The following is a 24,433-nucleotide window of genomic DNA, read 5'->3' as shown; positions in this document are numbered from 1 at the left end:
AGTTGATTTTAGTAGTCTACTAATAATTAACCTTAATCAAGATGAAATTTAAACCTGCAAACAACATACAAGACCTACAATACTTTGGAGAATTCGGTGGTGTAAACCCATCTATATCAGACTCCTCTACTTATACATTCTTATCTGCTAAAACCATGTTTGATACTTTTGAGGGAAATACAGATGGCTGTTATTTATACTCTCGCCACTCCTCTCCTTCAAACTTATATCTATCTGAAGCTTTAGCCGCTATGGAAGGTACTGAGACTGCCAATGTTTCCGCTACTGGTATGGGAGCCATCACTCCTACCATCTTACAAATTTGCGAAGCAGGAGACCATATTGTTTCCAGTAGAACTATTTATGGAGGAACCTATGCTTTTTTAAAGAATTTTACCCCTCGAATAGGTATTGAAACTTCTTTCGTTGATATTACAAAGTTAGCTGTAGTAGAAGCAGCTATTACTAAGAAAACTAAAATGATTTACTGTGAAACCGTTAGCAACCCATTGTTAGAAGTTGCCGATATCAAAGCCTTATCTGTATTAGCTAAAAAACATAACTTACAGTTAGTTGTAGACAATACATTTTCTCCTTTATCTATTTCCCCTGCTCAATTAGGTGCTGATATTGTTATTCATAGTTTAACAAAATTTGTCAATGGTTCTTCCGATACGATGGGAGGTGTTATTTGTGGAACTACCGATTTTATCAACTCTCAAAAAAGTGTAATTGATGGTGCAAGCATGTTGTTAGGTGCATCTATGGACTCTATGCGAGCTGCTTCCATCTTAAAAAACATGAGAACCTTGCACATTCGAGTAAAGCAACACAGTAAAAACGCGAGTTACTTAGCTGAAAAATTTGAAGCTGACGGATTAAAAACGGTATACCCAGGGTTAAAATCACACCCATCACACGAAGTTTTTAAATCCATGATGAACAAAGAATACGGTTTTGGAGGAATGCTAACCATCGATGCTGGTTCATTAGATAAAGCCAATGCTTTAATGGAGTTAATGCAAGAAAGAAACTTGGGGTATTTAGCTGTAAGTTTAGGTTTTTACAAAACCTTGTTCTCTGCACCAGGCACCTCTACTTCATCAGAAATTCCTTTAGATGAACAAAAAGAAATGGGATTAACAGACGGATTGATTCGTTTTTCTATTGGATTAGACAACGATATAGAACGCACTTACCAAATGATGAATGCCTGTATGAAAGAAATAGGTATACTATAATTTAGAACTATGAACGAAATAATCACTTTTGGAGTTTTGTCTTTTACTTCGTTTTTTACACTCATCAACCCTTTAGGTACCATGCCTATTTTTATGACGATGACTGCTGATTTAGACAAAGAGAGCAGAAATCAAACTGCAAAAAAAGCCTCTATAGTTAGTTTTATAACTATCTTAATTTTTGCATTCTCTGGTCAATTGCTATTTAACTTTTTTGGAATCTCAGTAAATAGCTTTAGAGTTGTTGGTGGTGTAATCTTTTTTCTAATGGGTATGGATATGCTTCAAGCAAGATTAGGAAAAGTAAAATTAAGTAGCTCAGAAGTTAAAACATACGTTAACGATATTTCTGTTACTCCATTAGCAATACCAATGATTTGTGGTCCAGGTGCCTTAACCAATGCTATAGTAATGATGGAAGATGCTAATTCTCTTGAAATGAAACTAGTATTAATCGTTGCTACTTTTCTAGTAATCGTAGTAACATACCTAATTTTATATAGCTCATCTAAAATCATTAAAATATTAGGTCAAACTGGTATAAACGTTATGATGAGGTTAATGGGACTGATAGTTATGGTAATTGCGGTTGAATTCTTCTTTAGTGGACTTAAACCTATTATACTTGATATATTAAACAGCAACTAGATTCTCAACTGATTACATTTGTATAATTCTATACAAAGTCGTAACATTACAAGCCGAAAAAATATCATACATGCAAGACGACAAAAACCTATCTGAAATTGAAATAGAGAATCAAAAAATAATTCAAAATAAAGAATTAAGCATATGGGAAGCTTTGATTCCTGTTTTTGCCCTAATTGGTATGCTTGCTTATAATGTATACGTATTTGGAGACGATGCTTTAAGTGGAAGCAATCAGTTTATTTTATTATTAGGTGGAGCTGTTGCTGCTATTGTAGGTTTTAAAAACAAGGTTTCTTATGAACGAATGATTGAAGAGGTTGCTGAAAACATAAAATCTACCGCAGGTGCTATTTTAATTTTGTTAATGGTTGGTGCGCTTGCAGGAACATGGCTTGTTAGTGGTATTATTCCTTCAATGATTTATTACGGGCTTCAAATTTTAAATCCGACTATCTTTTTAGTAGCATGTTTAATCATCTGTGCTGTTATATCTGTTGCTACTGGGAGTTCTTGGACAACCTCTGCAACTGTGGGAATCGCCCTTATTGGTATTGGTGAAGCTTTAGGTATTTCTTTAGGAATGACTGCTGGGGCTGTTTTATCTGGTGCTTATTTTGGAGATAAGATGTCTCCAATGTCAGACACTACAAACTTAGCTCCTGCCATGGCTGGAACAGATTTGTTTACACACATAAGATACATGGCTTACACTACTGTTCCTACATTTATAATAACCATTATCTTTTTTATCATTTTAGGGTTTACCCAAACAACCACTGGTGATGCTAATACTCAACAAATGCTTGGCGATATTAACAAGGCTTTTACTATAACTCCATGGTTGTTTCTTGTGCCAGTATTAGTTGTCGTTTTAATTATTAAAAAAACACCTCCTTTGATAGCCCTTTTAGCTGGAACCATACTAGGTGGTGCTTTCGCTTTGATTTTTCAACCTCATGTTGTTGCGCAAGTTTCAGGAGTTGAAAAATTAAATTTCGAGTCTGCCTACAAAGGAATAATGCAAGCCATAACTGTTGAGACTTCAGTAGCTACGGATAACGAAGTATTAAAAGATTTATTCACCGCTGGTGGAATGAAAAAAATGCTTGGAACAGTTTGGTTAATTTTATTAGCAATGGTTTTTGGTGGGGTTATGGACGCTATCGGAGCCTTAGCTAAAATTAGCAGTTTTATGTTAAGTTTATTTGATTCAGTATTTGGATTATTTGCCAGTACTGTTGCCACTTGCATTGGTTTAAACTTTACCGCTTCTGATCAATATTTAGCAATTGTTGTCCCTGGAAAAATGTACGCACAAGCTTATAAAGACAAAGGCTTAGCTCCTGAAAACTTAAGTAGAACCTTAGAAGATTCTGGTACTGTTACCTCTGTTTTAATTCCTTGGAATACCTGTGGAGCCTATCACTCTGGCGTTTTAGGTGTACCTGTTATAGATTATGCTTTGTATGCCATGTTTAATTGGCTAAGTCCTTTTACAACATTACTATTTGCCGCATTTAAAATTAAAATAAAACAACTAGCTTCTAAAGAATAACATTTATAAACCTCACCTTTCGTGAGGTTCTTTTTTATGATAATTAAAGCCAACATACAAGACGCTAACTTATTAACTGAAATTGCCATAAGTTCAAAAGCACACTGGAGATACTCTAAAGAGCAAATGGAACTTTGGAAAGACGACCTAACGGTCACCCCTAAAATATTTGCCGATTGTACTATTTATAAATTTCAAGTTAACGATATTACAGCTGGTTTTTACGTTTTATACCGAGCTAATATTAGAACAGGTTTTTTAGATTTTTTATTTGTCACTCCCAAGTTTATCAACCAAGGGATTGGTTCTAAACTACTGGAACATGCAAAAAAATCTTGTATAAGTAGTTCTTGCGCTGTTTTAAATGTTTTATCAGACCCCAATTCGGATGCTTTTTATTTAAAACATGGTTTTGAAATAATTGGTAAACGAGAAAGTAGTATTAAAGGACGTTTTTTATCTGAAATGGAGCTATATTTTCCTGAAAACATGTAATAAAGTTGACACTATTAAAAGTGCCCAAGGAGTTCCATGCAAAAACACATCAAACCAATCCATAAATTGCATAGCCTGCTCTCCTGAAAAAGCGTTTCCTCCTACTATCCATTGTAACTTGCCTACAATATGAGGGGGTTTAAAAGGTGCTAACCCTAAAGTTAAACTTGCTATTAAAAACAACTTCCAATTTTGTCGTAACTTTTCTTTCATTTTATATAAACCAGTTCCACACCACCCCAAAACGAATTACGAAATCTCTATACGGATAATTTGGTGCCGAAAAATAATTCTTTTTTAACACAAAAGAACTTATGTTGTCTGCTTTAAAATAAATTCGAGTTCTACGAACCCTTGCATTAAAAAATAAATCAACCGTTGGATATCCAATTTCCGTATCGTTTTGTAAAGTAAATTCTGCTAACAACGGATTATACGCATTCGCTTTATATTCTGAAAAATACTTAAATGTAGCTCCTATTTGCACTAACAAAGGTTTTCCTTTAAACCATTCATCAGTATAATAAAGTGTGTTACGAGTAACCAATTCTGGAACCCTAAAAACACTGTTACCACTTGCTACTTTTTGATACATTAAAGTATTGTTTAAAGCAAACTTTCCGAAAGTAAACTCTTTAGAGGCTTTTGCTTTTAAATAATTAACATCTCCAGAAAATTGTTCCGGTTTGCTCTCTTTATTAAAATATGTATAATTACTAATATTCGTAATATCTAGCGAGACATTTCCCCATTTAGACTCAATAACTCCTCCCAATGTACGTGTTCCTATTTGAGAAAAATTATTCTCCCAATTATAATCATCGTAACTACTTTGATGCAATAAAAAATTAAAGTTGGGCGATTTGTTACTTATTCCTACCCTACCCTTTACAGTAAGTACGCTATCTTTCTTATAAAAAGCTTCTCCAGAAAGGCTATTTCCAGATAAACGTCCGCTTCCAGGTGTAAGACTTCCAGAAGCATTTACATGGAAGTTTCCAATTCTTCCATTCCAATCAGCTCCAAAAGAAATTGCATCCCCTTTCAGCTTATTCTTTGTAATTCCAACCGTATTATTCTGTAAGTTTTCATATCCATATGTATAATTTGATAATTCTGCTTTTACACGAAATTTACCTAATACATATTTTGAATTAAAATCTAAAAAGAACTGATTATTGTATAACAAATAAATAGTCTTGTTATTTATGCTGCTTGAAATATTTGCACTTCCAAACATACCTGATACTGTACCTTCGTTAAATCGATAAAACTTAGAATCTCTGGTAAATGAATGTCCTAATTTTAAATTCGTAAAGTCTTTTTGATTCACACTGTCTTTTGAGGAAAGTAGTTTAAAAGTATGTTCAAAATACAACCTCTTAGCATCTAAAGTACTCTCAGCATTATTCAAGTTCACATCCATCCTACCTCTATTCCCACTAAAATTAGGATCGTCTGTTATGAACCCCTCTAAAGAAGTTTCTGTTAACCCTCCATTTTCTTGATTGAAAAAATCTTGATTTACAGCATGCCCTCTAATTGCATATTGTCCTTTAGGAGTCTCGTAACTAAAACTTACTCTAAAATTACCTGTACTAGCTAAAGAGCGCCTATATGTTCCCAACGAACGAAGTCCTTTATAAGCTATGGCAAGATTAAATCGTTTGGAAAAGTTTGTTGTAAAAAGTGCATCTAATACCTGACCTTGTTCTAACCCTGTTCGATACATGATTTCTGTTGTTGGGGTAGGTACGTGATAATAATTTACATCTTCAATATTAAAATAATTGAACATTTTAGCTCTAAAACCTATATCAGGAAATTGAGAAATGGCCGTAAAATCATATCCTAAATTGTTAAAAGTTTGTCCTTGATTATGAAAAGCTAGCAATTCGAAATTATCTTTTCTTAAAAAGTTGAATGCATACTCTTTCAGAATAGTCAATGTCGTATCTACAATTGTAGTATCGTTTTTATGCGATATAATTTTATAATCGGTATACTTAGTTTTCCCACTAAGCTTTACATTTATTTCATTATCTGGTAGTGAGTCTATCCCTCTTCTAGGAATTTTACCAAAACTCCCATCAACATTTCTAATTTGAGAAAAAAGTACTTGGACACTTATCAAACAAAAAAGTACTAAAAGATTTTTCTTCATAACAGCAAAAGTAAAATAATTTAACGACAAAAATCACGATTAATTTCTTTGAAATCTGTTAATTTGTAGCATGTTGCAATTAAATTATAGTGGCTATGAATTTGAAGCAGGAACAGATGAAGCTGGTAGAGGTTGTTTATCTGGTCCTGTAGTAGCTGCAGCAGTTATTTTACCTAGTAATTTTCGCCATGAATTATTAAATGATTCTAAACAGCTTTCAGAAAAAAAACGACAACATCTTCGTCCTTATATTGAAGAACACGCACTTGCTTATGGAGTTTCATTTATCCATCAAGAAGAAGTTGATGAACTCAACGTTTTACAAGCATCTATTACTGGAATGCATCGTTCGATAAAACAATTAACTATTCAACCAGAATTTATTATTGTTGACGGGAACAAATTCAAACCCTATCAAGAAACTCCACATCAAACCATTGTAAAAGGGGACGCTAAATTTATGAGTATAGCAGCAGCTTCTGTACTTGCCAAAACCTATCGTGATGAGTATATGGAAAAAATTCATCAGGAATTCCCTCAGTATAACTGGCATAAAAACAAAGGCTATCCTACAAAAGAACACCGCGAAGCTATTCGTCAATTTGGAGCAACCCTTTATCATCGAAAATCATTTAAATTGTTACCTGAACAATTAAAATTGAAACTTTAATTTTTCTATTTTTGTCTTCCAATTTTTTAGAAGATGATTAAAAGAACTCGTACCGAAATTAATAAGTGTATTATCCACAAAGTAGCTAACAAGTATAATAGTGGACAAAATGCCTTTTCTGAAAGTTTAGTCCGCTTTGATGAAGAAAGTTACGAATTATTACTTCCTTTTTTACTAAAACCTTTCGGTTCAGTTACACAAAGCTATCGTTTTAGTCATCATGCAGATGTTCGTTTAAACGAAATTAATAAGTACACTTCAGATATTTTTGAAGATGATAGTAACAACGTTTTTATTGAACACTCTAAAAACATTGTTAATCATTTATACGAACAATCGAACTCAGCCAATATAAAAACAGGCGATGTAATTGTAGCTTATTTTGAAGGTATCGAGTATAAAGATGTTTTAACTGAAGCTGTTGGGGTTTTTAAAATTGAAAGTAAGGTAGACTTCTTTCAAACCTATTTAGATGATGACAGTTTTGATGTAGTAGTTCAAAAAGGAATTTCAACCAAGAGGTTAGATAAAGGTTGTTTAATTTTAAACGCTACTGATGCAGAAGGAACTGTCGTTTTATCGGTAGATAACAACCAATACGATGCGCAATACTGGATTAAAAACTTCTTAAGTGTTAAATATGCTGACGATCGTAACTTGCATACTCAGAATTACTTAGAAATGTGCAAGGAGTTTTCTGAAGAGGTTATAAAACCTGAATTTGGAAAACAAGAACAAAGTAATTTCTTAGCCAATACTGTTGATTATTTTAAAGAGCATGAAAGTGTAGATTATCATGGCTTCAAAGATGAAATTTTTGAAGAAGACAAGCATAAAGATCTTTTTGAAGATTACAAGCAGCACTTTGAAAAATTAAACGATGTACTAATTCGTAATAATTTTGAAGTATCTGATGTTGTTTTAAAGAAGGAAAAAAGCAAGTTTAAAACTGAAATTAAATTAGACACCAATATTCAAATTAAAATTGATGTTGATGCTCCTGATGCCTCTGCTGAATATTTAGAACAAGGATACGATGAAGATAAGAAAATGAAGTTTTATAAAGTATATTATAATACTGAGAAATAAAAAAGTTAGTTTAACTCCGAAATTTCTTTTTCCAATCTTTTTTCTAACTCTTTCAATTCTTTTAGTCTTTTCTTATCCTGATACCTGCTAGAAAAATGATAAAGAATGCAGAAAATCATATAAATAGTTGCGCAAAGCATTACTAACTTTAAATAATTATATTCTGTTTTTTGTAGCATTGATTTTTTATTAGAAAAAGAATGCCCCACACCATAAGTTGGGGCCCAAAAGCTAAAAACAATACCAGCAGCAATTACTTTCCATTTGTGTCTTAACAAAAAGTCTTGCTGTCTGATAACGTTCTCTATCTTATACCTTGTTGCTTGTAAATGTTTTTCTTTATAATATTTAGCAGACATTATATTCTAAATATAAACCTATTCTTTTTCAGCCATTTTCTTTACATAATCGGTAATAATTACGATTTGAGTAGCTCCTACTTTTCCTTCAATATATTTAGCATTTTCAGGATCTAACGAAATTCTACGCACAGCAGTTCCTTGCTTTGCTACCATGCTAGAACCTTTTACTTTTAAATCTTTAATCAACACCACATTATCTCCTGCTTGTAAAACTGTTCCATTCACATCTCTATGAATTATTTTTTCACTTTCATCTAAATGTTCACCTGTAGCTTCAGCAAAACGCAATTCCTCATCCTCTAAATACATCATATCTAACAAATCTTGTGACCACCCATCTTTTTTAACACGATGTAACATTCTCCAAGCCACAACTTTCACGGCTCTGAACTCACTCCACATACTATCGTTTAAACAACGCCAGTGATTAGCATCTGTTTTATCAACATCTTCAATCTGCTCAACACAAGTAGCACAAGCCAACAAACTCCCATCAACTCCTCCTGTTGAAATTGGTGGTACTTCATAAATTGACAAATCATTTTTTGATGCACATAACTCACATTGATTTCCGCTTCTATCTTGTAATTCTTGTAATAAACTCATTTTATTCTTTTTTTGCTTCGCAAAAGTACATTTTTAATTTATATTTAGGCTATGTTATTAGAAAGCGAACGTTTAATTATTAAGGAGGCTCTGGTGAGCGATGCCCCTTTTTACTTTCAACTATTTAATGATCCAGATTGGATTCAATTTATAGGAGATAAAAATTTAAAATCTATTGAAGAGACTCGTATTTACCTAAAGGACATCTTGTTTAAAAACTCAAAACTAGGAGGGCTTGGTTTTTTTACGGTTATTTTAAAAGAAACCAACAAACCTATTGGAGCCTCAACTGCACTTCAAAGAGACACGTTAGATTTTATTGATATTGGGTACGCATTTTTACCCGAAGGAAGAGGAAAAGGATATGCAACAGAAGCCACAAAACTAATTATAGAATATGTTCGTACTACCTTTAAGCAAGAGAAAGTAATGGCTTTAACTATGCCCAAGAACGAAAAATCTCAAAAGTTGTTAAAGAATCTAGGCTTTGAGTTTGTAGGAATGCAACAAGTTTTTGAAAATGGAAAAGATTGTGTCTTTGAATATATTTTCTAATCCAAATACAAATCAATTAACCCTTCTGGTGTTTCGACCTCAATAGTTTTAGTATCTCTGTCTACCTTTTTGATAAAGTCATCAATCATAGGTATAAAAACTTCTTTCCCTCCTCTGTCAACCTCAAATAAAGGTTGTGCAGAAGAATCGTTAATACTCACCACTTCTCCCACTTCGCCAAAAGAAGCATCTATTACCTTAAAGCCTATTACTTCATGATAATAAAATTTGTTTCCCGAAAGTTTTGGAAGCAACTCTAAAGGCAAGTAAACACCTGAACGTAAAATAGCCTCTGCATCTGCTTCGGTATCTACGTCTTCAAACTTTACTCGAAACATAGTACCTTTACTGAGGGTAGATTTCTCAATAAAAAAAGGAATCAGGTTATTGCCTAAATCGACAAAAACTGATTCCAAATTTTCGTAAAGATCGGGTTCATCGGTATCTAACTTAATAACTACCTCCCCCTTAAAACTATGTTTTTTAACGATTTTGCCAAGATAAAAGCAATCTTCTTTTTGCATCATCGTAATACAGTTTTTTATTCTTCGCTATCAGCACCTGATTCAGCAGCAGCATCCTCGCTATCTTCTACAGCAGGAGTTGCAGCGGCAATACGCGCTTCATTTACAGCTTTCTCAGCCTCTAAAGCTTTTGCTTTAGCTTCAGCCTCTGCTTTTACTAAACCTTCTGCTTTACCAGCAACTTTAGTTGTTTTTTCATCTAACCAAGCATTGAATTTAGCTTCTGCTTGCTCTTCAGTTAAAGCTCCTTTCTTTACTCCACCAGCTAAGTGATTCTTTAACAAAGCTCCTTTATAAGACAAAATAGCTCTAGCAGTATCTGTTGGTTGAGCACCATTTTGTAACCACTTTACAGCTCCATCAACATCTAATTCAATTGTTGCAGGGTTCGTGTTTGGGTTATAAGTTCCGATTTTTTCTAAGAAACGACCGTCTCTTTTAGCTCTAGAATCAGCAGCTACTACCCAATAAAATGGTTTTCCTTTTTTACCGTGTCTTTGTAATCTAATTTTTACAGGCATAATTTTAATTTTTAAGGTACGCGACCTTGATTATTAACAAATCTTACCATCTCGTGATAAGTGAGCGCAAAATTAGAAAATATTTTCCAAACTACCTTTAAAAAACATTCTTTATTTAACTAAAAAAGCATCTGGAATCCAGATGCTTAGAAAAAATAAATTGTGAAGGTATATTATAATACTCTTACGCTAACTGCGTTTAATCCTTTTTTTCCTTCTTTAAGTTCAAACTCAACAGTATCACCTTCTCTAATCTCGTCGATTAGACCTGATACGTGTACAAAATGTTCTGTGTTTGATCCTGATTCGATAATAAATCCAAAACCTTTAGATTCATTGAAGAACTTTACTGTTCCTTCTTTCATTGTAAAAAAATATTATATTAAAGTGCAAATGTAATCTTATTAATTGATTATCAACTACTTTTTTTTCATATTTCTTTTAAAGTTAACTTACACTTAACACCCTTTTTTGATTACAGCCAGTTATTCAAGCCTTTACCACAACCAAAAATACTCGTTAATAACTTCTCTTAATAGCAATGCAAATTCTTCGTATTTTTACACTTTGTTTTACCCAAGACACTTCAACGTAATTTTTTGCCCATGTATTTAATTTTCGATACCGAAACTACTGGATTACCTAAAAGTTGGAACGCTCCAATAACCGATACCGATAACTGGCCAAGAGCCATACAAATCGCATGGCAATTACACGATGAATTAGGAAACTTAATTGAACACAACGATTTTTTAATTCAACCTGACGGATTTAATATTCCGTATGATGCAGAGCGAATTCACGGAATTTCAACCGATTTAGCTATCGAACAAGGAATTCAGTTACGTGAAGGCTTAGAACTATTCCAAAATGCATTACAAAAAACCACGTTCATTGTAGGTCAAAATGTTGGCTTTGATGTCAACATTATGGGCTGTGAATTTCATCGTTTAGGTGTTGAAAATAATTTAACAGAATTACCTGTTTTAGATACTTGTACCGAACATACAGCACAATTATGTCAAATTCCTGGTGGTCGTGGAGGAAAATTTAAACTTCCAACTCTTACCGAATTACACAATCATTTATTCGGAACTGGTTTTGGAGAAGCTCACAATGCAACTGCCGATGTAGAAGCGACTACAAGGTGTTTTTTAGAATTAATTCGTCTACGTCAATATACAGAAGAACAATTAGGGGTTTCTTCTGATTATTTTCAACGTTATACAGAAGCTAATCCAAATCCGATACAAGTAATTGGACTCAAACACTTAAACCTAAAAAAGGAAAGTGAGAAAATTCGCAAAAGAAAATCTTCAGAAACAGAAGAGGCCAATACAATTTCTACTGCTGAAGGATTAGCAGAGCTTGAAGGGGTTCAATTTGCTCACTTACACAACCATACACAATATTCTGTTTTACAATCTACCATTCAAATTGGTAATATTGTAAATGCTGCTGCTAAAGACAATATGTCTGCCGTTGCCATGACCGATACTGGTAACATGATGGCTGCTTTTCATTTTGTACAAGCTGTATTAGGTCATAACAAAGCCGCTGAAGAAGCAAACAAAGAAGCTTTAGAAAAAGGGGAAGAACCAACACAACGCATTTTAAAACCTATTGTAGGTTGTGAATTTAATATTTGTGAAGACCATACGAATAAAAGCCAAAAAGACAACGGATACCAAGTTGTTTTGCTTGCTAAAAACAAAAAGGGATACCACAACCTAGCAAAGATGTCTTCTATTGCATTTGTTGACGGTTTTTACTACGTTCCAAGAATTGATAAAAAAATTATCGAACAATACAAAGAAGACGTAATTGTATTGACAGGGAATTTATATGGTGAAGTTCCTAGCAAAATATTAAATGTAGGTGAAGCTCAAGCAGAAGAAGCTTTGCTTTGGTGGAAAGAACAATTTGGAGAAGATTTATACATCGAATTGATGCGCCATGGACAGGAAGATGAAAGAATTGTTAATGAAACTCTCCTTTCATTTTCTAAAAAACATGATGTAAAAATTGTTGCTACAAACAATACTTTTTACCTGGACAAAGAAGATGCCAATGCCCATGATATTTTATTATGTGTAAAAGACGGTGAAAAACAAGCAACTCCTAAAGGTAGAGGAAGAGGGTATCGTTATGGATTACCTAACGATGAATACTATTTTAAATCTACTGAAGAGATGAAAAAACTCTTTGCTGATTTACCTGAAGCAATCATTAACATTCAAGAAATTGTAGATAAGGTAGAACCTTTTGGCCTAGCACGTGATGTATTATTACCTGCTTTCGACATTCCTGAAGAGTTTAGAGATGAAAAAGACCTTGAAGATGGAGGAAAAAGAGGTGAAAATAACTTCTTACGTCATTTAACCTATGAAGGAGCCAAAAAGCGTTATGGAGAAATTACCGATAAAATCCGAGAACGTTTAGATTTTGAGCTTGATGTAATTGCTAAAACAGGATATCCAGGGTATTTTTTGATTGTAGAAGATTTTATTCGAGAAGCCCGAAACATGGATGTATCGGTAGGTCCAGGACGGGGTTCGGCTGCTGGTTCTGTTGTTGCTTATTGTTTATGGATTACCAATATAGATCCTATTCAGTACGATTTACTTTTTGAGCGTTTCTTAAATCCTGAACGTGTATCGATGCCCGATATTGATATTGATTTTGATGATGAAGGTCGAAGTCGTGTAATGGATTATGTAATTGAAAAATATGGTGCTAATCAAGTAGCACAAATTATTACCTACGGTACTATGGCTGCTAAGTCATCTGTACGTGATACTGCTCGTGTACTTGATTTACCGCTATTTGAAGCAGATAGAATTGCCAAATTAATTCCAGGAATGAAGTTGAAAAAGATCTTTTCTTTAGACGAGAAAGGATTGAAAGAAAAGCTTCGTTCTGAAGAAATTGAAATGGTAAATGAGCTAAAAGCTATTGCTGATGGTAATGGACTAGAAGCCGAAACCATTAACAAAGCTCGAATTTTAGAAGGCTCGGTTCGGAACACTGGAATTCATGCGTGCGGGGTGATTATTACTCCTGATGATATTACCAAATTCGTACCTGTGTCGGTTGCGAAAGATTCTGACATGTACGTTACTCAGTTTGACAACTCGGTAGTAGAAAGTGCTGGATTATTAAAAATGGATTTCTTGGGGTTGAAAACTCTAACCCTAATTAAGGATACGGTAAAAATTGTAAAAGCACGTCATGGGGTAGAACTCGACCCAGAGAACTTCCCTATTGATGATGAGGAAACTTATGCTCTTTTCCAACGCGGAGAAACTGTGGGAATATTCCAATACGAATCTCCTGGGATGCAAAAATACATGCGCGAATTAAAACCTACGGTGTTTGCCGACTTAATTGCAATGAACGCACTGTATCGCCCAGGTCCTTTAGAATATATTCCTTCTTTTATTAGAAGAAAGCATGGTGATGAAGAAATTCAGTATGACCTTCCTGCCATGGAAGAATACTTAGCCGAAACCTATGGTATTACTGTATATCAGGAGCAAGTAATGTTACTTTCGCAAAAGTTAGCTGATTTTACCAAAGGTGAAGCCGATGTACTTCGTAAAGCAATGGGTAAAAAGCAAGCAGCAGTGCTTGCTAAAATGAAACCTAAGTTTGTAAATCAAGCAAAATCCAATGGTCATGATGAAAAAGCCTTGGAAAAAATTTGGAAAGACTGGGAAGCTTTTGCATCTTATGCCTTTAACAAATCGCACTCTACTTGTTATGCTTGGATTGCCTATCAAACTGCTTACTTAAAAGCCCACTATCCTGCTGAATATATGGCAGCAGTACTTTCTAATAACATGAACGATATTAAAACTGTTTCGTTTTTTATGGAGGAATGTAAACGCATGGGGTTAGAAGTATTGGGTCCTGATGTAAATGAATCGTATGCAAAGTTCTCAGTAAACAAAGACGGTGCTGTTCGTTTTGGTATGGCAGCTATTAAAGGAGTAGGAGGCTCTGCTGTTAAAGCAATTATTGATGAACGCAAAGAAAACGGACATTACTCTTCTATTTTTGATGTAGCCAAACGTGTTGATTTACGTGTTGCAAACAAAAAGGCTTTTGAAGGATTAGTATTAGCGGGTGGTTTTGATTCTTTTACTGGTGCCCATAGAGCTCAATATTATGTAAAAGATGAAAAAGGGCAAACTTTTTTAGAAAAGGCTATTCGCTTTGGAAATAAGTTTCAAGAAAATCAGAATTCGTCTCAGGTTTCTTTGTTTGGAGAAGCTTCAGAAGTTGATTTACCTGAACCCTTGATTCCTGAGTGTGAAACTTGGGGAACTATGGAGTTGTTAGCCCGCGAAAAAGAAGTCGTAGGAATGTATATTTCTGCACATCCTCTTGATGATTTTAAAAACGAACTAAAGTTCTGCAACGCTACCCTAGCGCATTTTAAAAACATTGCTCAATACGAAGGTTTAGGACTTTCTTTTGCCGGAATTGTAACCGATGTACAACATCGTGTATCAAAAGCAGGAAAAGGATGGGCTGCTTTTACTATGGAAGACTACAACGATAGTTTTGAATTCCGAATTTTTGGTGAAGATTACTTAAAGTTTAAACACTTTTTGGTTCCAAATTCTTTCTTATTTATCAAAACTACTATCAAACCTGGATGGACTACTAAAGAAGGTGTTAAAGGTGAACCTAGAGTTGGGTTTAATGAGTTTTTATTGTTACATGATATAATGGATAAAATGTGTAAAAAACTCACTATAAAAATCGCCCTACAAGAAGTAAAAGAAAATACAATTAAAGAGCTACAACACCTATTTGCGACCAACAAAGGTTCACAAAGTTTATATTTTACCATTTGGGATGCTGAAGAAAAAATAGAACTGAGTTTACCTAGTAGAACAACAAAAATTAAAGTGTCCAGTGAGTTTTTAAAAGCATTAGATGAACAATTTATCAATTATAAATTGAATTAAAAATGCTCTCTAATTATCAAAACAGTATTGATTTATTAACAAATATAGCTACTCAAAAGTTATATAAACAACTTATAATTCAACTTAACAAAGATTTAAGTTTGACTGGAATTGATTTAGATTTTTCTGTAAATAATACTCCTTCTGAGTTAAAAGAAAAACTCCAAAAGTCAGTAAAAGAGTTAATTTTACATGATTTTAATTCTTATACTAACCTTTTATATCGCATTGATGTTTCTGAAAGAGATCTGCAAAATATTGAATCAAGTGATATTGATTTCTATACTGAAAACACTACATTTTTAATTCTAAAGAGAGTTTGGAAAAAAGTGTGGTTTAAACATCAGTTTTCAAAATAAAAATTTAGGTTATAATTTCTTCTATAATAGCATTCAAATTGTGAATTTCTTCAAAATTACTCAACCAAGTTGCTGTTTCTCCATGATCTAAAAAGCTATTGAATGCCGCTCTTACTGCTATTTTATTTTGTTGCGGCAACCCTTCAATTACTTCTGCTAAGTTACTTAACAAATGTTTAGGAGAAGTATGTTCTTCATATAACTTAAATGCTATTTTACCCGTTACCTCTAGAAAATTTAAATAGTTGGTCTTTGTTGTAATGGGTGTGGCTATTCCTAGTTTATCGAAAACTTTTTTTACTACTCCAGAAGTTTGGCGTCCCCATACTCCATCTACTAAAATTTCTTCTTTATAAATATGCTTTAAAACCAACTGCAAATACAGGGTTTCTGATTTTGAGGTCTCATTATAGTCGACAGGTACACTGGTATCGACATGCCAATGATCTTTGTGATTAGGGTAATAATAATTTAACACAATACCAAAGTGTTTTCTTAAAAAGGATTCTATTCCAAGATATAACTCTTTTTGATGAATAAAATTAGTTGTAATTAGATTTTCATTGCTCCAAAAAATTGCATCTAAATCAAATGCTTTTCCGTGTCCGTGTTGCCCTGGCTTTTCAACAAAAATTCCTGCAGTGGTAATTACTTCTGGCCTTCCTAAAGGACAATGTTCGAAAACTTCTTGAAGTGCATTTTCTAGAATACTTAAGAAATCTTCATCAATTGAAAAATTACGTTGTTCTCCTCTAGTTCCATAAGGATGATTGGTTAATCTAGCATACTGTAAAGGGATACCATTTATTTGATTAATTAATTTCATTACTCCGCTTTTTAAAGTTTAATATTAATTGTTTTTCCTTCTTTTGTATATTCTCTTTTAACTCCTTCTAAAATATACTGCCTTAAAATTTTATTTTCGTTACTTCCAATGGTCTTTAAGCACGCATATTGAACTACATTTACGATGTTTGCTCCTGTGAGGTTGAATTTTTTTGCTAATTCTTCTATCGTAATTGACTCTTCAAGTTCAACATTTTTAGGTAAATTGTTTTTCCACAATAGCAATCTTTCATCATAGTTTGGCGTTTCGAATTCTATGATATTATTAAAGCGTCGTGTAAAAGCCGTATCAATATTATTTTTAAAATTGGAAGCTAAAATTATAAGTCCCGGATGGGCTTCTATTCTTTGTAATAAATACGATACTTCTTGGTTCGCGTATTTATCGTGCGCATCACGAACACCTGTTCGTTTTCCGAAGATAGCATCAGCTTCATCAAAAAATAAAATCCAATCTTTGTTAATGGATTTATCAAATAGTTTGGATAAGTTTTTTTCTGTTTCTCCTATATATTTCGAAACTACCATTGATAAATCTACTCGATAAACATCTTTCCCTGTATGTTTTCCTAGTAAACCTGCTGTCAACGTTTTTCCCGTTCCAGGGAGGCCACAAAACAACACACGATAACCTGGTTTTATTTTTGAAGCCATACCCCAGTCGTTCATTAGTATTTCTTTGTACGCTAGCCAATTTTCTATTTCTTTGACATCATTGAGTGTTTTTTCTTGCAATACCAAATCTTCCCATGCTAAATTGGTAGTAATTAAACTTGCTGGAAAGTCTTGACTTAATTGTGGTTTTAGTTCTTCTCCTGTTAAAAACAAGTGTGTATATTCTTCTGATAAAATTAATTTTGCAGACGTTAAAGGTTCTCCTTCTGATACTTTTTCAACAACGATTATTTTGTTTTTTATCAATCTGTTTTCATAAAGAATATAAGCTCTGTTCAATAACCTATTGACTATATAATTCCCCGACAATATATACAGTGCTGTCTCTACTGTTGGTAAAATACCTCGATAAGACTTTCCTTTTACTCCGCCAAATTCAGGAAACTCTCCTCCTTGCGGAATGTACTCTTCGATTATTTTGGTATAAAAATTAGGCACTAAATGAGGTATTAGTGTTAACAACAGTAAAATAACCTCGTAATTAGATAATTTATTTCTAATAATAAAGTCAGATAAAAAAGTTCCATCTTTCTCTATTTCTGGTTCAATTACCTCTACTACTTCTTCTCTCAACTCATATAATAATCTTGCTCTTACTCTATTTTCAAGATACTTTATCAACTCTAAATTAATTAATGAGTTTATTTTTTTGTCAATTACTACCATACTACGTTTCTTTTTAAGAGGCACTTTCTGTTTGAGTCTCGTCTTGCATTGCTGGATGGTCTTTTATGATATTCCCATAACCACTATCAATTCCCAATCTGGCTGTTTTATCATCAAAAGTATGCTGATTAAAATCTTCTTTATAAGCTTCATCATTTGGATCTGTAACCATTTGCTCTTCGGTAAATTCATAACCACTACTGTTATAAAAAACATTTAAAAACTGCCCTGGTAATTCTTTAAGATCTGCATTAATCTCTTTTTGTAATACTCTAACTAATTTTGTTTTTACTTCTTCTTCTTCTAAGCCCTTGAATCTTTGAGGGTCAAAATTGGGATTATCTTCAGTAAACTCTTGTTCTAACAACTGATTTAAGTTGTTTCCTTTTTCATGTTTTATGTTTGCAGAAACATTCAAGTCGAAAGAAGAAATACTTGGGTTAGAAAAAATTGATGCCATCTTATTTTCAACTCCTAACATTGCCTTCCTATTATAATCAGGAGAAGAAGGGTAAATGTTTAGTGCAGAATTTTTACCAGACCCTCCAAATCGATCTCCTATTAAATGAGCATTGTCAAAACCATTGCTAGCACTATCTGTAGTTCCTCTAGGATTTCCTTCTGGTTTGAATACTAAATTATCTCCAAAAACACTTCTGTTTTCTACCACATCATTGCTTTTTTCGGCAACTTCTCCATAAGAAATTTCAATTTTAAATTTCGGATTGTCGTCTCCTCTATCTTCTCCAGAGTACGGCTTGGTTGAATACTCTGCTAAATATTTTTTTGATGCTTTATCATATGTCATTTTTATCTTATCGGGTTTGTAAAATCCATGGGGCTTTTTATAATTTTTACTTGCTCCTTCTTTTAAAATTCCTTGGTCTGCATAATTTTCTTCAACATCACTCCCATCAATAAATAAGGTGGGTAAAGGGTTGGTTTTACCTCTAAAGCTTACCTTATTAATTTTACCCGTATTTGACATAAATTGATAAGCTTGATTTTCTCTATCTCTATCTTTAAATTTTAATTTATTATCGGCATGATCTCCGAGTTTTTGTTTAAACTCAGGTAATATTTCGTCATTGTCATCCGTAACTTTACTTCCAACTTGGTCTAAAATTTTAGGCTTTTTTTCTAACTCTTCAACTCCTTCTTCAGATTCACCATTTGTCTCCTCCACCTCTTCTTTAGTCAAATTTGATTCCTCTTTTTTAGGAGGACTAGCCGTATAAATATAATCCCAACTATCCTCTCCATCTGTAACGCTAACGGAAGTAAAAACCTCAAATTCAGCATTTATTTCTGTCGCTACTTCCTCGGCCTCTGCCCTGCTTATCTTTCCTTCTTCTGCTTTTTCTCCTTCTTTTCTATGGAGTGCTCGCAATCCTTCATTAATTAGTTCTCTTTTTTCGGCCTCACTCATTAACGGTATTTGTAACAAATGCCTTCCATTGTTTTCTTCTCCATGTTCTACATAAACAGCAACACTTTCTGTTTCTTCATTTCTAGTTTGAATTCTACGAATTCCATACCTGCGTTTAACAGCTGTTATTTTATCTTCCACAACTCCAATCGTAGGTTTTGGATTCGCATTTTCCATTTGAGACAATTCGTCTAAAGCACGCATGTATTTTTGTTCTTCAGAAAGAGCACTTAAATCTTCTTCTCTTCTACCAGGTGGCAACCCTTCTCCTTCACCTGTTATTTCAGGATTTACTGTTTGATTGCTATTTGTGTTTTCTCCTTGCCATTCTCCTTCAGGACTCGATTCGCTATCTCCCATGCTCCGTGGAGGCGGATCTGCCATAACATCGGCAGTAAACTTATCAGGGTCAAACTCTACAGGAGACATGGTTAATTCTGGCGGTTCTTCTCCTCCTACTAACCAATCTACATCGGCTCCAATTCCTAAACTATCTCCAATAGGGTATTGTACCTCTCCTAATGGAAACTCTTCTCTCCCATCAGGTGCAGGTGACCACCATGGACTATCTAGTTCATAAAATAAAGCTCCTGATAATTGTAAGAATAGTTGAGCTGCAGCTTCAAAATGTCCTTTTAATCGTGATTCTCCTACTTTTCCTCCTTCTGGAGAAGCTTCCTCTTTATATTCAAAAGTTGGTGTAGCCTCTGCGTACGCTCGTAGTCCAGCCGCAGCCGTAACATTTACTCCTGCTTTTACATCATGTCCTATTAAGGTAACTCCCACACCTGCTTCGGCTTCTAATCCAAGTACAGCAAAAGCATTAATACCCAACGTTCCTGTAATATTAAACTCTTGCAATACGGATGGATCGGTAGAATAGGTTCCTGTAAAACCTACATCTTTTAATACTAAAGGACCAAAACCTGCATTGGCAAACATTCCTATGCTCGCAAATAAAAACACTTGGCCTACTAATGGAATTCCATATCCTGCTCGTATTTCAACTTCAAAAATATCGACCTTCTTTCCACGCTGCTCCATTAACTCAATCTCGTTTGGAACAATAATTTCACCGACAATGGTAACATGGCCTTCGTTGTCTATTCCTACTTTTGCCGTTCCTTCTAACCAAGGTGTTATAGTTGCTTGTACTTCACCCCAACCAGCTAGTACTTGATTATTTTTCGTTTTAGGTGTAGTTACCTGTTCTTGATTTGCAGGAGCTTCGGCTTCTTGATCCATACTTTCAACGCCTAATGCAGCGTGCATCATTTGTCGAGAACGTGTTGCATCGGTTACTAACAGGGTAATTTCTCCAGAGAATTTATCGGAATTCATCCTACCCGTACCTTGAATAGTTACAGCACCATCATCATATTCTACAGTTAAAGAAGCACTTACATTGGCTATATCAGCAGCAATGCTTGCTTGTCCGCTTAACTTTCCATCAGCTCCTCTGGCTACATTGAATTCTCCAGAGGCTAACCCAGCAATTTCTACGGTAGAATTAAGTTCAAAGCTTAAATTAGAATCTGTGATTCCTAAACTTCCTGTTGCTTCTATATAGCCATCTATATTAGCTGATAAATTATTGGCTCTAAAATTGAGTCCACCATTTTCGAATCGGTTTTCTAAACCTTCGGCAACTTCAATCGGACTCAAACCTAAGAAGCTCATTGCCTCTAGATTCTGGTTAATTTTCTGGATAATACCCAATACATCCGGTACCACTTCTTCTCCTACTCTAACACTTAAAAAACCTGTCGTATTTTGTTCTTCTCCAAAATTGCGCAATACCAATACAGGAAATACGCCTGCATCTCTCAAGGGATTTAAAAATGACATTCCACGAACATCCAGATAATCATTGCCGTCTGATAATTCAAATTTTTGCGATTCTCCTTCTGCGGGTCTTCCTAACTTTCTTATTCTAATGGTTCCCGTAAAACGTTCTCCAATCTTGACAGCTACCTCAAAATTGCGCGTTCTCGATTCTTGTTCAATATAGGCTAACCAGTCGTCAGATAATTGTAATCCATTTGTTATATCTAGTGCTTGAGTGGGTGCTACTAAGGTTTCTGTACCCGTTTCTCCTCCTGATTTTTGAACATTGTTAGCGGCTGATGATGCTCCTTGTTGTACGGTATGTGTTAACTCATGTGCCAATAGGTGTTTTCCTGATTCTGATGTTGGGTTGTATTTCCCTTCATTAAAATAAATGTCATTTCCATTGGTAAATGCTTGAGAGCCCAATTCTCTGTTCATTTGAACCGCATTGCTATCGTTGTGAACACGCACCCCACTAAAATCGGCTCCAAAACCTGACTCCATTTCATTTTTAGTGCTACTAGGTAACGAATTTCCTCCTCCTTTTGAGTTACTTAAGTTACTTTCTAGTGAAGAAGTATCATCTCCTCCCGACATTTGTAGTTGTTGTACTTCTTCTTCCTCTTTTTCTTGAATGTCTTCTTCTTTTTCTTGAATTTCTTCCTCTTCTTTCTCTTGAATGTCTTCTTCGGTTTGTTGTTGGATTACTTCTCCAACAAATGAAGTTTCAGATGTATCTTGTTTAGGTTGGATCTCTTCTTCGGGAGATTTTTGTAGCTCCTCTTCTTCTTTATGCTGAACTACTTCCTCTTCTTCCATCATTTGCACATCCTCTTCTTCTTTTTGTTGTAGTTCTTCTTCTTGCTTTTGAAGGTTATTTTCTGATTTTAATTGTACTACTGGACTTATAGTGTCCACCAATGGTTTTTGCTGAACCTCTTGTTCGTTTGATTCTTGCTTTTGAAGTTCCTCTTCATTTTTCTTTTGAATCGTTGGTGTTAAGAAAGAATTAGGAGTTTCTTTTCCTTTTGCTACAATTTGATCGGCGACTCTATCGGCTTCTACCTCATATGTATCTCCTGGTTTTCCAACATTTAATTTAGGTTGAATAAAGTTTTTCCCTCCAGTATATTTTGAAGAAGTTGGTTTTGTGGTATGTTGGTTTTGTGGTGAAAACATCCTTGTTTTAATTAACTATTCTATTATTTTTCCCATTTTATATTTTCTAAAGCTGCTTCAAAGAATAAAAAATTATGATCTTCTAACAATAGGGGCTCTATTTCAAAAGATAGCAAGCTATTCTCTTTTCTCCATTTTTCATCAAACTCTTTACCTGATTCTATCAAAACTGTAAACTTATATCCCAAAAATTTTTTAGGCTTACTAATGTTTAATCTTACAGCATGAAAATTCTGGGCGCTCCCTCCCTCATAATAATCTCTTTGTGCATTTTGAGTGAATTTTTCTATTTGTGCATTAATTCTAATCATCTCTTGCTTTTTATGTGTACAGTTAATAGTTAATGTAAAGAGTACTAGTACATATTTAAATATGTTTATTTTGGTACAATCCAAGGTCCTACAATTTTTTCTCCTCCATAAGTTCTTTTTACTCTTACTCTTCCCTTTGGGTTATAATGTGAGGAAGACATTATTTGATTTTCTATATACTTTTTATTTACTTCATTGCTTTTTGTTCTGTAATTTTTACCTGTTTCTGGTAAGTTATTATCTATCGCAAATTGTTCTGTTAAAATTCTAACTTCTATTTCCTGTTTTAAATAATCCGTTTCTTTACTATAGGCGTGATGTAACTCGTGATATAATGTCATTGCAGCATCTTCTATTGATAAGTTTGCATTCAACCTTATTGTATTTGTATGCTTCTCTGTATTTCCTCTTAACCTCTTACTTAAGTTACTTTTTGTTATTTTTCCTGTTTTTATATCTTTCCAAAAATCATATGCTGACGTAAATATTTTAATTGTATATCCTTTGTCTTTTAACATTTGAATTACGTGAAAATTACGTGATTTATAAAAGAAGTTCATGATTTTCACATGAAAAGGAAAACTCGCTTCACTTTTGTATAGCTTACGTTGCTTTTTATACCAATTCGTATAGCGGTTTGTGATTGTTGTAGCCGCAAAATTATTATCCAAATGCCCCATTGTCTCGGGACCAACAATCCCATCAACTTGCAACTTATTGTCTTTCTGGTATTTTCTTACCGCTAAATCCGTTCCTTTATCAAAAGTTCCAGAAACGCCACTTGTTAGGGTATAACCTGCATCTAGTAAAGCTTTTTGTAAAGTGATTACTTGTATGCCTGTACTTCCTAACTTAATATACTTGGAATTATTTAATGCTTTACTGATATTTTCATCGTGCTTAAACCTACTTGATTTAGGTTGTTTCTTTCTTTGAATTTTCTTTTGCACCATTCCTTTTTGCTGAATGGTATGCGTCAATTCATGTGCTAACAAATGTTTTCCGCCTTTAGAATTTGGATTGTACTTCCCTTCGTTAAAATAAATATCGTTTCCATGGGTAAAGGCTTGTGCACCTATTTCTTGACTCATTTGAGCCGCTTCTGAATCGTTGTGGATGTTTACATGACTAAAATCAGCTCCGAAACCAGACTCCATTTCTGTCAATGTTCCTGCATCCATTTTTTGCCCTCCGTTAGCTCCTCTTAATTTGTTTTCAAAAGAAGATTTATTGGGTGTTGCCCCCTTGTTTTCGGTCTTTGATTGCACGGTCTCTTCCTCCTCCTGTTTTTGAATAGACTCTTCCTCTTCTTTACTTTGTACCGCTGCTGCTTCCTCCTGCTTTTGCACGGGCTCTTCCTCTTCTTTACTTTGTACCGCTGCTGCTTCCTCCTGCTTTTGAATGGGCTCTTCCTCTTCTTTACTTTGTACCGCTTCCTCCTCCTGCTTTTGAACAGGTTCTTCTTCTAATGCTTCAGCTTTTTGTATTAAAGGGCTTATTTCAGTAGCTAACGATTTTTGCTGAACTTCACTTTCTTCTTCTTTCTGCTGAATAGCATTAGATTCGTGAGTGTTTCCTACCACTTTATCTGCCATTTTATCTGCTTCTACTTCATATGAATCACCTTGCCTACCAAATGCTAGTTTTGGCTGAAAGAAAAGGTTCTTTTTTTGATCATTTTCTGTAGCAGTAGGTTCTGGTTTTTTATCTCTTTTAAACATGACTT

General features: G+C 34.2%; 21 protein-coding genes. 9 read left to right on the top strand and 12 right to left on the bottom strand.

Going from position 1 to position 24,433, the window contains the following annotated elements:
• Positions 1-41 precede the first annotated feature (41 nt).
• From ACN0WY_RS04315 to ACN0WY_RS04300, 4 genes are all read left to right on the top strand, one after another.
• Positions 42-1,241 carry an aminotransferase class I/II-fold pyridoxal phosphate-dependent enzyme gene (locus ACN0WY_RS04315; protein WP_417799665.1) on the top strand — a complete coding sequence of 400 codons (1,200 nt, stop codon included), beginning with the start codon at positions 42-44 and terminating at the stop codon, positions 1,239-1,241.
• A gap of 9 nt (positions 1,242-1,250) precedes the next feature.
• Positions 1,251-1,889, top strand: coding sequence for a MarC family protein (locus tag ACN0WY_RS04310; RefSeq protein WP_330488484.1), 639 nt, complete (start codon positions 1,251-1,253; stop codon positions 1,887-1,889).
• Between the two features lie 70 nt (positions 1,890-1,959).
• Positions 1,960-3,447: a Na+/H+ antiporter NhaC gene (gene nhaC / locus ACN0WY_RS04305; protein WP_417799664.1), complete on the top strand. Its 1,488-nt coding sequence runs from the start codon at positions 1,960-1,962 to the stop codon at positions 3,445-3,447.
• A gap of 36 nt (positions 3,448-3,483) precedes the next feature.
• Complete coding sequence (locus tag ACN0WY_RS04300) at positions 3,484-3,942, top strand: GNAT family N-acetyltransferase (RefSeq protein WP_417799663.1); 459 nt, start codon at positions 3,484-3,486, stop codon at positions 3,940-3,942.
• Here the strand turns inward: ACN0WY_RS04300 and ACN0WY_RS04295 are convergent.
• Together ACN0WY_RS04295 and ACN0WY_RS04290 are read right to left on the bottom strand one after the other, a co-directional pair.
• Positions 3,919-4,155, bottom strand: coding sequence for a hypothetical protein (locus tag ACN0WY_RS04295; protein ID WP_417799662.1), 237 nt, complete (start codon positions 4,153-4,155; stop codon positions 3,919-3,921). The two genes, ACN0WY_RS04300 and ACN0WY_RS04295, sit on opposite strands and share 24 nt — an antisense overlap.
• 1 nt (position 4,156) lies before the next feature.
• Positions 4,157-6,106, bottom strand: coding sequence for a putative porin (locus ACN0WY_RS04290; protein ID WP_417799661.1), 1,950 nt, complete (start codon positions 6,104-6,106; stop codon positions 4,157-4,159).
• A 70-nt stretch (positions 6,107-6,176) separates the two neighbouring features.
• Here ACN0WY_RS04290 and ACN0WY_RS04285 point away from each other — a divergent pair, with 70 nt between their 5' ends.
• Together ACN0WY_RS04285 and ACN0WY_RS04280 are read left to right on the top strand one after the other, a co-directional pair.
• Positions 6,177-6,776, top strand: a complete 600-nt coding sequence (locus ACN0WY_RS04285) for a ribonuclease HII (RefSeq protein ID WP_330488489.1) — start codon at positions 6,177-6,179, stop codon at positions 6,774-6,776.
• 33 nt (positions 6,777-6,809) lie between these two features.
• Positions 6,810-7,865 carry a nucleoid-associated protein gene (locus ACN0WY_RS04280; RefSeq protein WP_330488490.1) on the top strand — a complete coding sequence of 352 codons (1,056 nt, stop codon included), beginning with the start codon at positions 6,810-6,812 and terminating at the stop codon, positions 7,863-7,865.
• Positions 7,866-7,870: 5 nt separating this feature from the next.
• On the opposite strand, the gene ACN0WY_RS04275 is transcribed toward ACN0WY_RS04280, so the two are convergent.
• Together ACN0WY_RS04275 and ACN0WY_RS04270 are read right to left on the bottom strand one after the other, a co-directional pair.
• Complete coding sequence (locus ACN0WY_RS04275; RefSeq protein ID WP_417799660.1) at positions 7,871-8,224, bottom strand: hypothetical protein; 354 nt, start codon at positions 8,222-8,224, stop codon at positions 7,871-7,873.
• Positions 8,225-8,242: 18 nt separating this feature from the next.
• A complete protein-coding gene (locus ACN0WY_RS04270; RefSeq protein ID WP_330488492.1) occupies positions 8,243-8,833 on the bottom strand; it encodes a PhnA domain-containing protein in 591 nt (196 codons plus the stop codon).
• A 51-nt stretch (positions 8,834-8,884) separates the two neighbouring features.
• Here ACN0WY_RS04270 and ACN0WY_RS04265 point away from each other — a divergent pair, with 51 nt between their 5' ends.
• A complete protein-coding gene (locus ACN0WY_RS04265) occupies positions 8,885-9,388 on the top strand; it encodes a GNAT family N-acetyltransferase (protein ID WP_417799659.1) in 504 nt (167 codons plus the stop codon).
• On the opposite strand, the gene rimM is transcribed toward ACN0WY_RS04265, so the two are convergent.
• From rimM to ACN0WY_RS04250, 3 genes are all read right to left on the bottom strand, one after another.
• Entirely contained in the window at positions 9,385-9,912 is a 528-nt protein-coding gene (rimM, locus tag ACN0WY_RS04260) for a ribosome maturation factor RimM (protein ID WP_330488569.1), read from the bottom strand. The two genes, ACN0WY_RS04265 and rimM, sit on opposite strands and share 4 nt — an antisense overlap.
• Before the next feature lie 17 nt (positions 9,913-9,929).
• The gene (locus ACN0WY_RS04255; RefSeq protein WP_330488494.1) at positions 9,930-10,433 is read right to left on the bottom strand and encodes a 30S ribosomal protein S16; all 504 of its coding nucleotides are present in this window, start codon (positions 10,431-10,433) and stop codon (positions 9,930-9,932) included.
• Between the two features lie 173 nt (positions 10,434-10,606).
• On the bottom strand, positions 10,607-10,798 hold the full coding sequence (locus ACN0WY_RS04250) for a cold shock domain-containing protein (RefSeq protein WP_330488495.1): 192 nt from the start codon (positions 10,796-10,798) through the stop codon (positions 10,607-10,609).
• 240 nt (positions 10,799-11,038) lie between these two features.
• Here ACN0WY_RS04250 and dnaE point away from each other — a divergent pair, with 240 nt between their 5' ends.
• Together dnaE and ACN0WY_RS04240 are read left to right on the top strand one after the other, a co-directional pair.
• Positions 11,039-15,412 (top strand): DNA polymerase III subunit alpha, encoded by a 4,374-nt coding sequence (gene dnaE, locus ACN0WY_RS04245; RefSeq protein ID WP_417799658.1) that lies wholly within the window; start codon positions 11,039-11,041, stop codon positions 15,410-15,412.
• Between the two features lie 2 nt (positions 15,413-15,414).
• The gene (locus ACN0WY_RS04240) at positions 15,415-15,771 is read left to right on the top strand and encodes a hypothetical protein (protein ID WP_330488497.1); all 357 of its coding nucleotides are present in this window, start codon (positions 15,415-15,417) and stop codon (positions 15,769-15,771) included.
• A 4-nt stretch (positions 15,772-15,775) separates the two neighbouring features.
• On the opposite strand, the gene ACN0WY_RS04235 is transcribed toward ACN0WY_RS04240, so the two are convergent.
• The 5 genes from ACN0WY_RS04235 to ACN0WY_RS04215 all read right to left on the bottom strand — a co-directional run bounded on the left by ACN0WY_RS04235 (position 15,776) and on the right by ACN0WY_RS04215 (position 24,428).
• Positions 15,776-16,597, bottom strand: coding sequence for a hypothetical protein (locus tag ACN0WY_RS04235; RefSeq protein ID WP_330488498.1), 822 nt, complete (start codon positions 16,595-16,597; stop codon positions 15,776-15,778).
• Positions 16,598-16,608: 11 nt separating this feature from the next.
• The gene (locus tag ACN0WY_RS04230; protein ID WP_417799657.1) at positions 16,609-17,958 is read right to left on the bottom strand and encodes an ATP-binding protein; all 1,350 of its coding nucleotides are present in this window, start codon (positions 17,956-17,958) and stop codon (positions 16,609-16,611) included.
• Between the two features lie 13 nt (positions 17,959-17,971).
• Positions 17,972-22,396 carry an eCIS core domain-containing protein gene (locus ACN0WY_RS04225; RefSeq protein ID WP_417799656.1) on the bottom strand — a complete coding sequence of 1,475 codons (4,425 nt, stop codon included), beginning with the start codon at positions 22,394-22,396 and terminating at the stop codon, positions 17,972-17,974.
• Between the two features lie 23 nt (positions 22,397-22,419).
• Entirely contained in the window at positions 22,420-22,707 is a 288-nt protein-coding gene (locus tag ACN0WY_RS04220) for a hypothetical protein (RefSeq protein ID WP_417799655.1), read from the bottom strand.
• Between the two features lie 65 nt (positions 22,708-22,772).
• A complete protein-coding gene (locus ACN0WY_RS04215; RefSeq protein ID WP_417799654.1) occupies positions 22,773-24,428 on the bottom strand; it encodes an eCIS core domain-containing protein in 1,656 nt (551 codons plus the stop codon).
• Positions 24,429-24,433: the final 5 nt, after the last annotated feature.

The sequence above is a fragment of the Tenacibaculum sp. genome (assembly GCF_048269885.1).
Taxonomy (GTDB): Bacteria; Bacteroidota; Bacteroidia; order Flavobacteriales; family Flavobacteriaceae; genus Polaribacter.
Note: the sequence above shows the minus strand (reverse complement) of the source record. Positions and strands in the feature narration are given on the sequence as shown.

Excerpts from the sequence above, each read along its gene's own strand:
- ACN0WY_RS04315 (WP_417799665.1), top strand. The coding sequence starts at position 42 with ATGAAATTTAAACCTGCAAACAACATACAAGACCTACAATACTTTGGA.
- ACN0WY_RS04310 (WP_330488484.1), top strand. The coding sequence starts at position 1,251 with ATGAACGAAATAATCACTTTTGGAGTTTTGTCTTTTACTTCGTTTTTT.
- nhaC (WP_417799664.1), top strand. The coding sequence starts at position 1,960 with ATGCAAGACGACAAAAACCTATCTGAAATTGAAATAGAGAATCAAAAA.
- ACN0WY_RS04300 (WP_417799663.1), top strand. The coding sequence starts at position 3,484 with ATGATAATTAAAGCCAACATACAAGACGCTAACTTATTAACTGAAATT.
- ACN0WY_RS04295 (WP_417799662.1), bottom strand. The coding sequence starts at position 4,155 with ATGAAAGAAAAGTTACGACAAAATTGGAAGTTGTTTTTAATAGCAAGT.
- ACN0WY_RS04290 (WP_417799661.1), bottom strand. The coding sequence starts at position 6,106 with ATGAAGAAAAATCTTTTAGTACTTTTTTGTTTGATAAGTGTCCAAGTA.
- ACN0WY_RS04285 (WP_330488489.1), top strand. The coding sequence starts at position 6,177 with ATGTTGCAATTAAATTATAGTGGCTATGAATTTGAAGCAGGAACAGAT.
- ACN0WY_RS04280 (WP_330488490.1), top strand. The coding sequence starts at position 6,810 with ATGATTAAAAGAACTCGTACCGAAATTAATAAGTGTATTATCCACAAA.
- ACN0WY_RS04275 (WP_417799660.1), bottom strand. The coding sequence starts at position 8,224 with ATGTCTGCTAAATATTATAAAGAAAAACATTTACAAGCAACAAGGTAT.
- ACN0WY_RS04270 (WP_330488492.1), bottom strand. The coding sequence starts at position 8,833 with ATGAGTTTATTACAAGAATTACAAGATAGAAGCGGAAATCAATGTGAG.
- ACN0WY_RS04265 (WP_417799659.1), top strand. The coding sequence starts at position 8,885 with ATGTTATTAGAAAGCGAACGTTTAATTATTAAGGAGGCTCTGGTGAGC.
- rimM (WP_330488569.1), bottom strand. The coding sequence starts at position 9,912 with ATGCAAAAAGAAGATTGCTTTTATCTTGGCAAAATCGTTAAAAAACAT.
- ACN0WY_RS04255 (WP_330488494.1), bottom strand. The coding sequence starts at position 10,433 with ATGCCTGTAAAAATTAGATTACAAAGACACGGTAAAAAAGGAAAACCA.
- ACN0WY_RS04250 (WP_330488495.1), bottom strand. The coding sequence starts at position 10,798 with ATGAAAGAAGGAACAGTAAAGTTCTTCAATGAATCTAAAGGTTTTGGA.
- dnaE (WP_417799658.1), top strand. The coding sequence starts at position 11,039 with ATGTATTTAATTTTCGATACCGAAACTACTGGATTACCTAAAAGTTGG.
- ACN0WY_RS04240 (WP_330488497.1), top strand. The coding sequence starts at position 15,415 with ATGCTCTCTAATTATCAAAACAGTATTGATTTATTAACAAATATAGCT.
- ACN0WY_RS04235 (WP_330488498.1), bottom strand. The coding sequence starts at position 16,597 with ATGAAATTAATTAATCAAATAAATGGTATCCCTTTACAGTATGCTAGA.
- ACN0WY_RS04230 (WP_417799657.1), bottom strand. The coding sequence starts at position 17,958 with ATGGTAGTAATTGACAAAAAAATAAACTCATTAATTAATTTAGAGTTG.
- ACN0WY_RS04225 (WP_417799656.1), bottom strand. The coding sequence starts at position 22,396 with ATGTTTTCACCACAAAACCAACATACCACAAAACCAACTTCTTCAAAA.
- ACN0WY_RS04220 (WP_417799655.1), bottom strand. The coding sequence starts at position 22,707 with ATGATTAGAATTAATGCACAAATAGAAAAATTCACTCAAAATGCACAA.
- ACN0WY_RS04215 (WP_417799654.1), bottom strand. The coding sequence starts at position 24,428 with ATGTTTAAAAGAGATAAAAAACCAGAACCTACTGCTACAGAAAATGAT.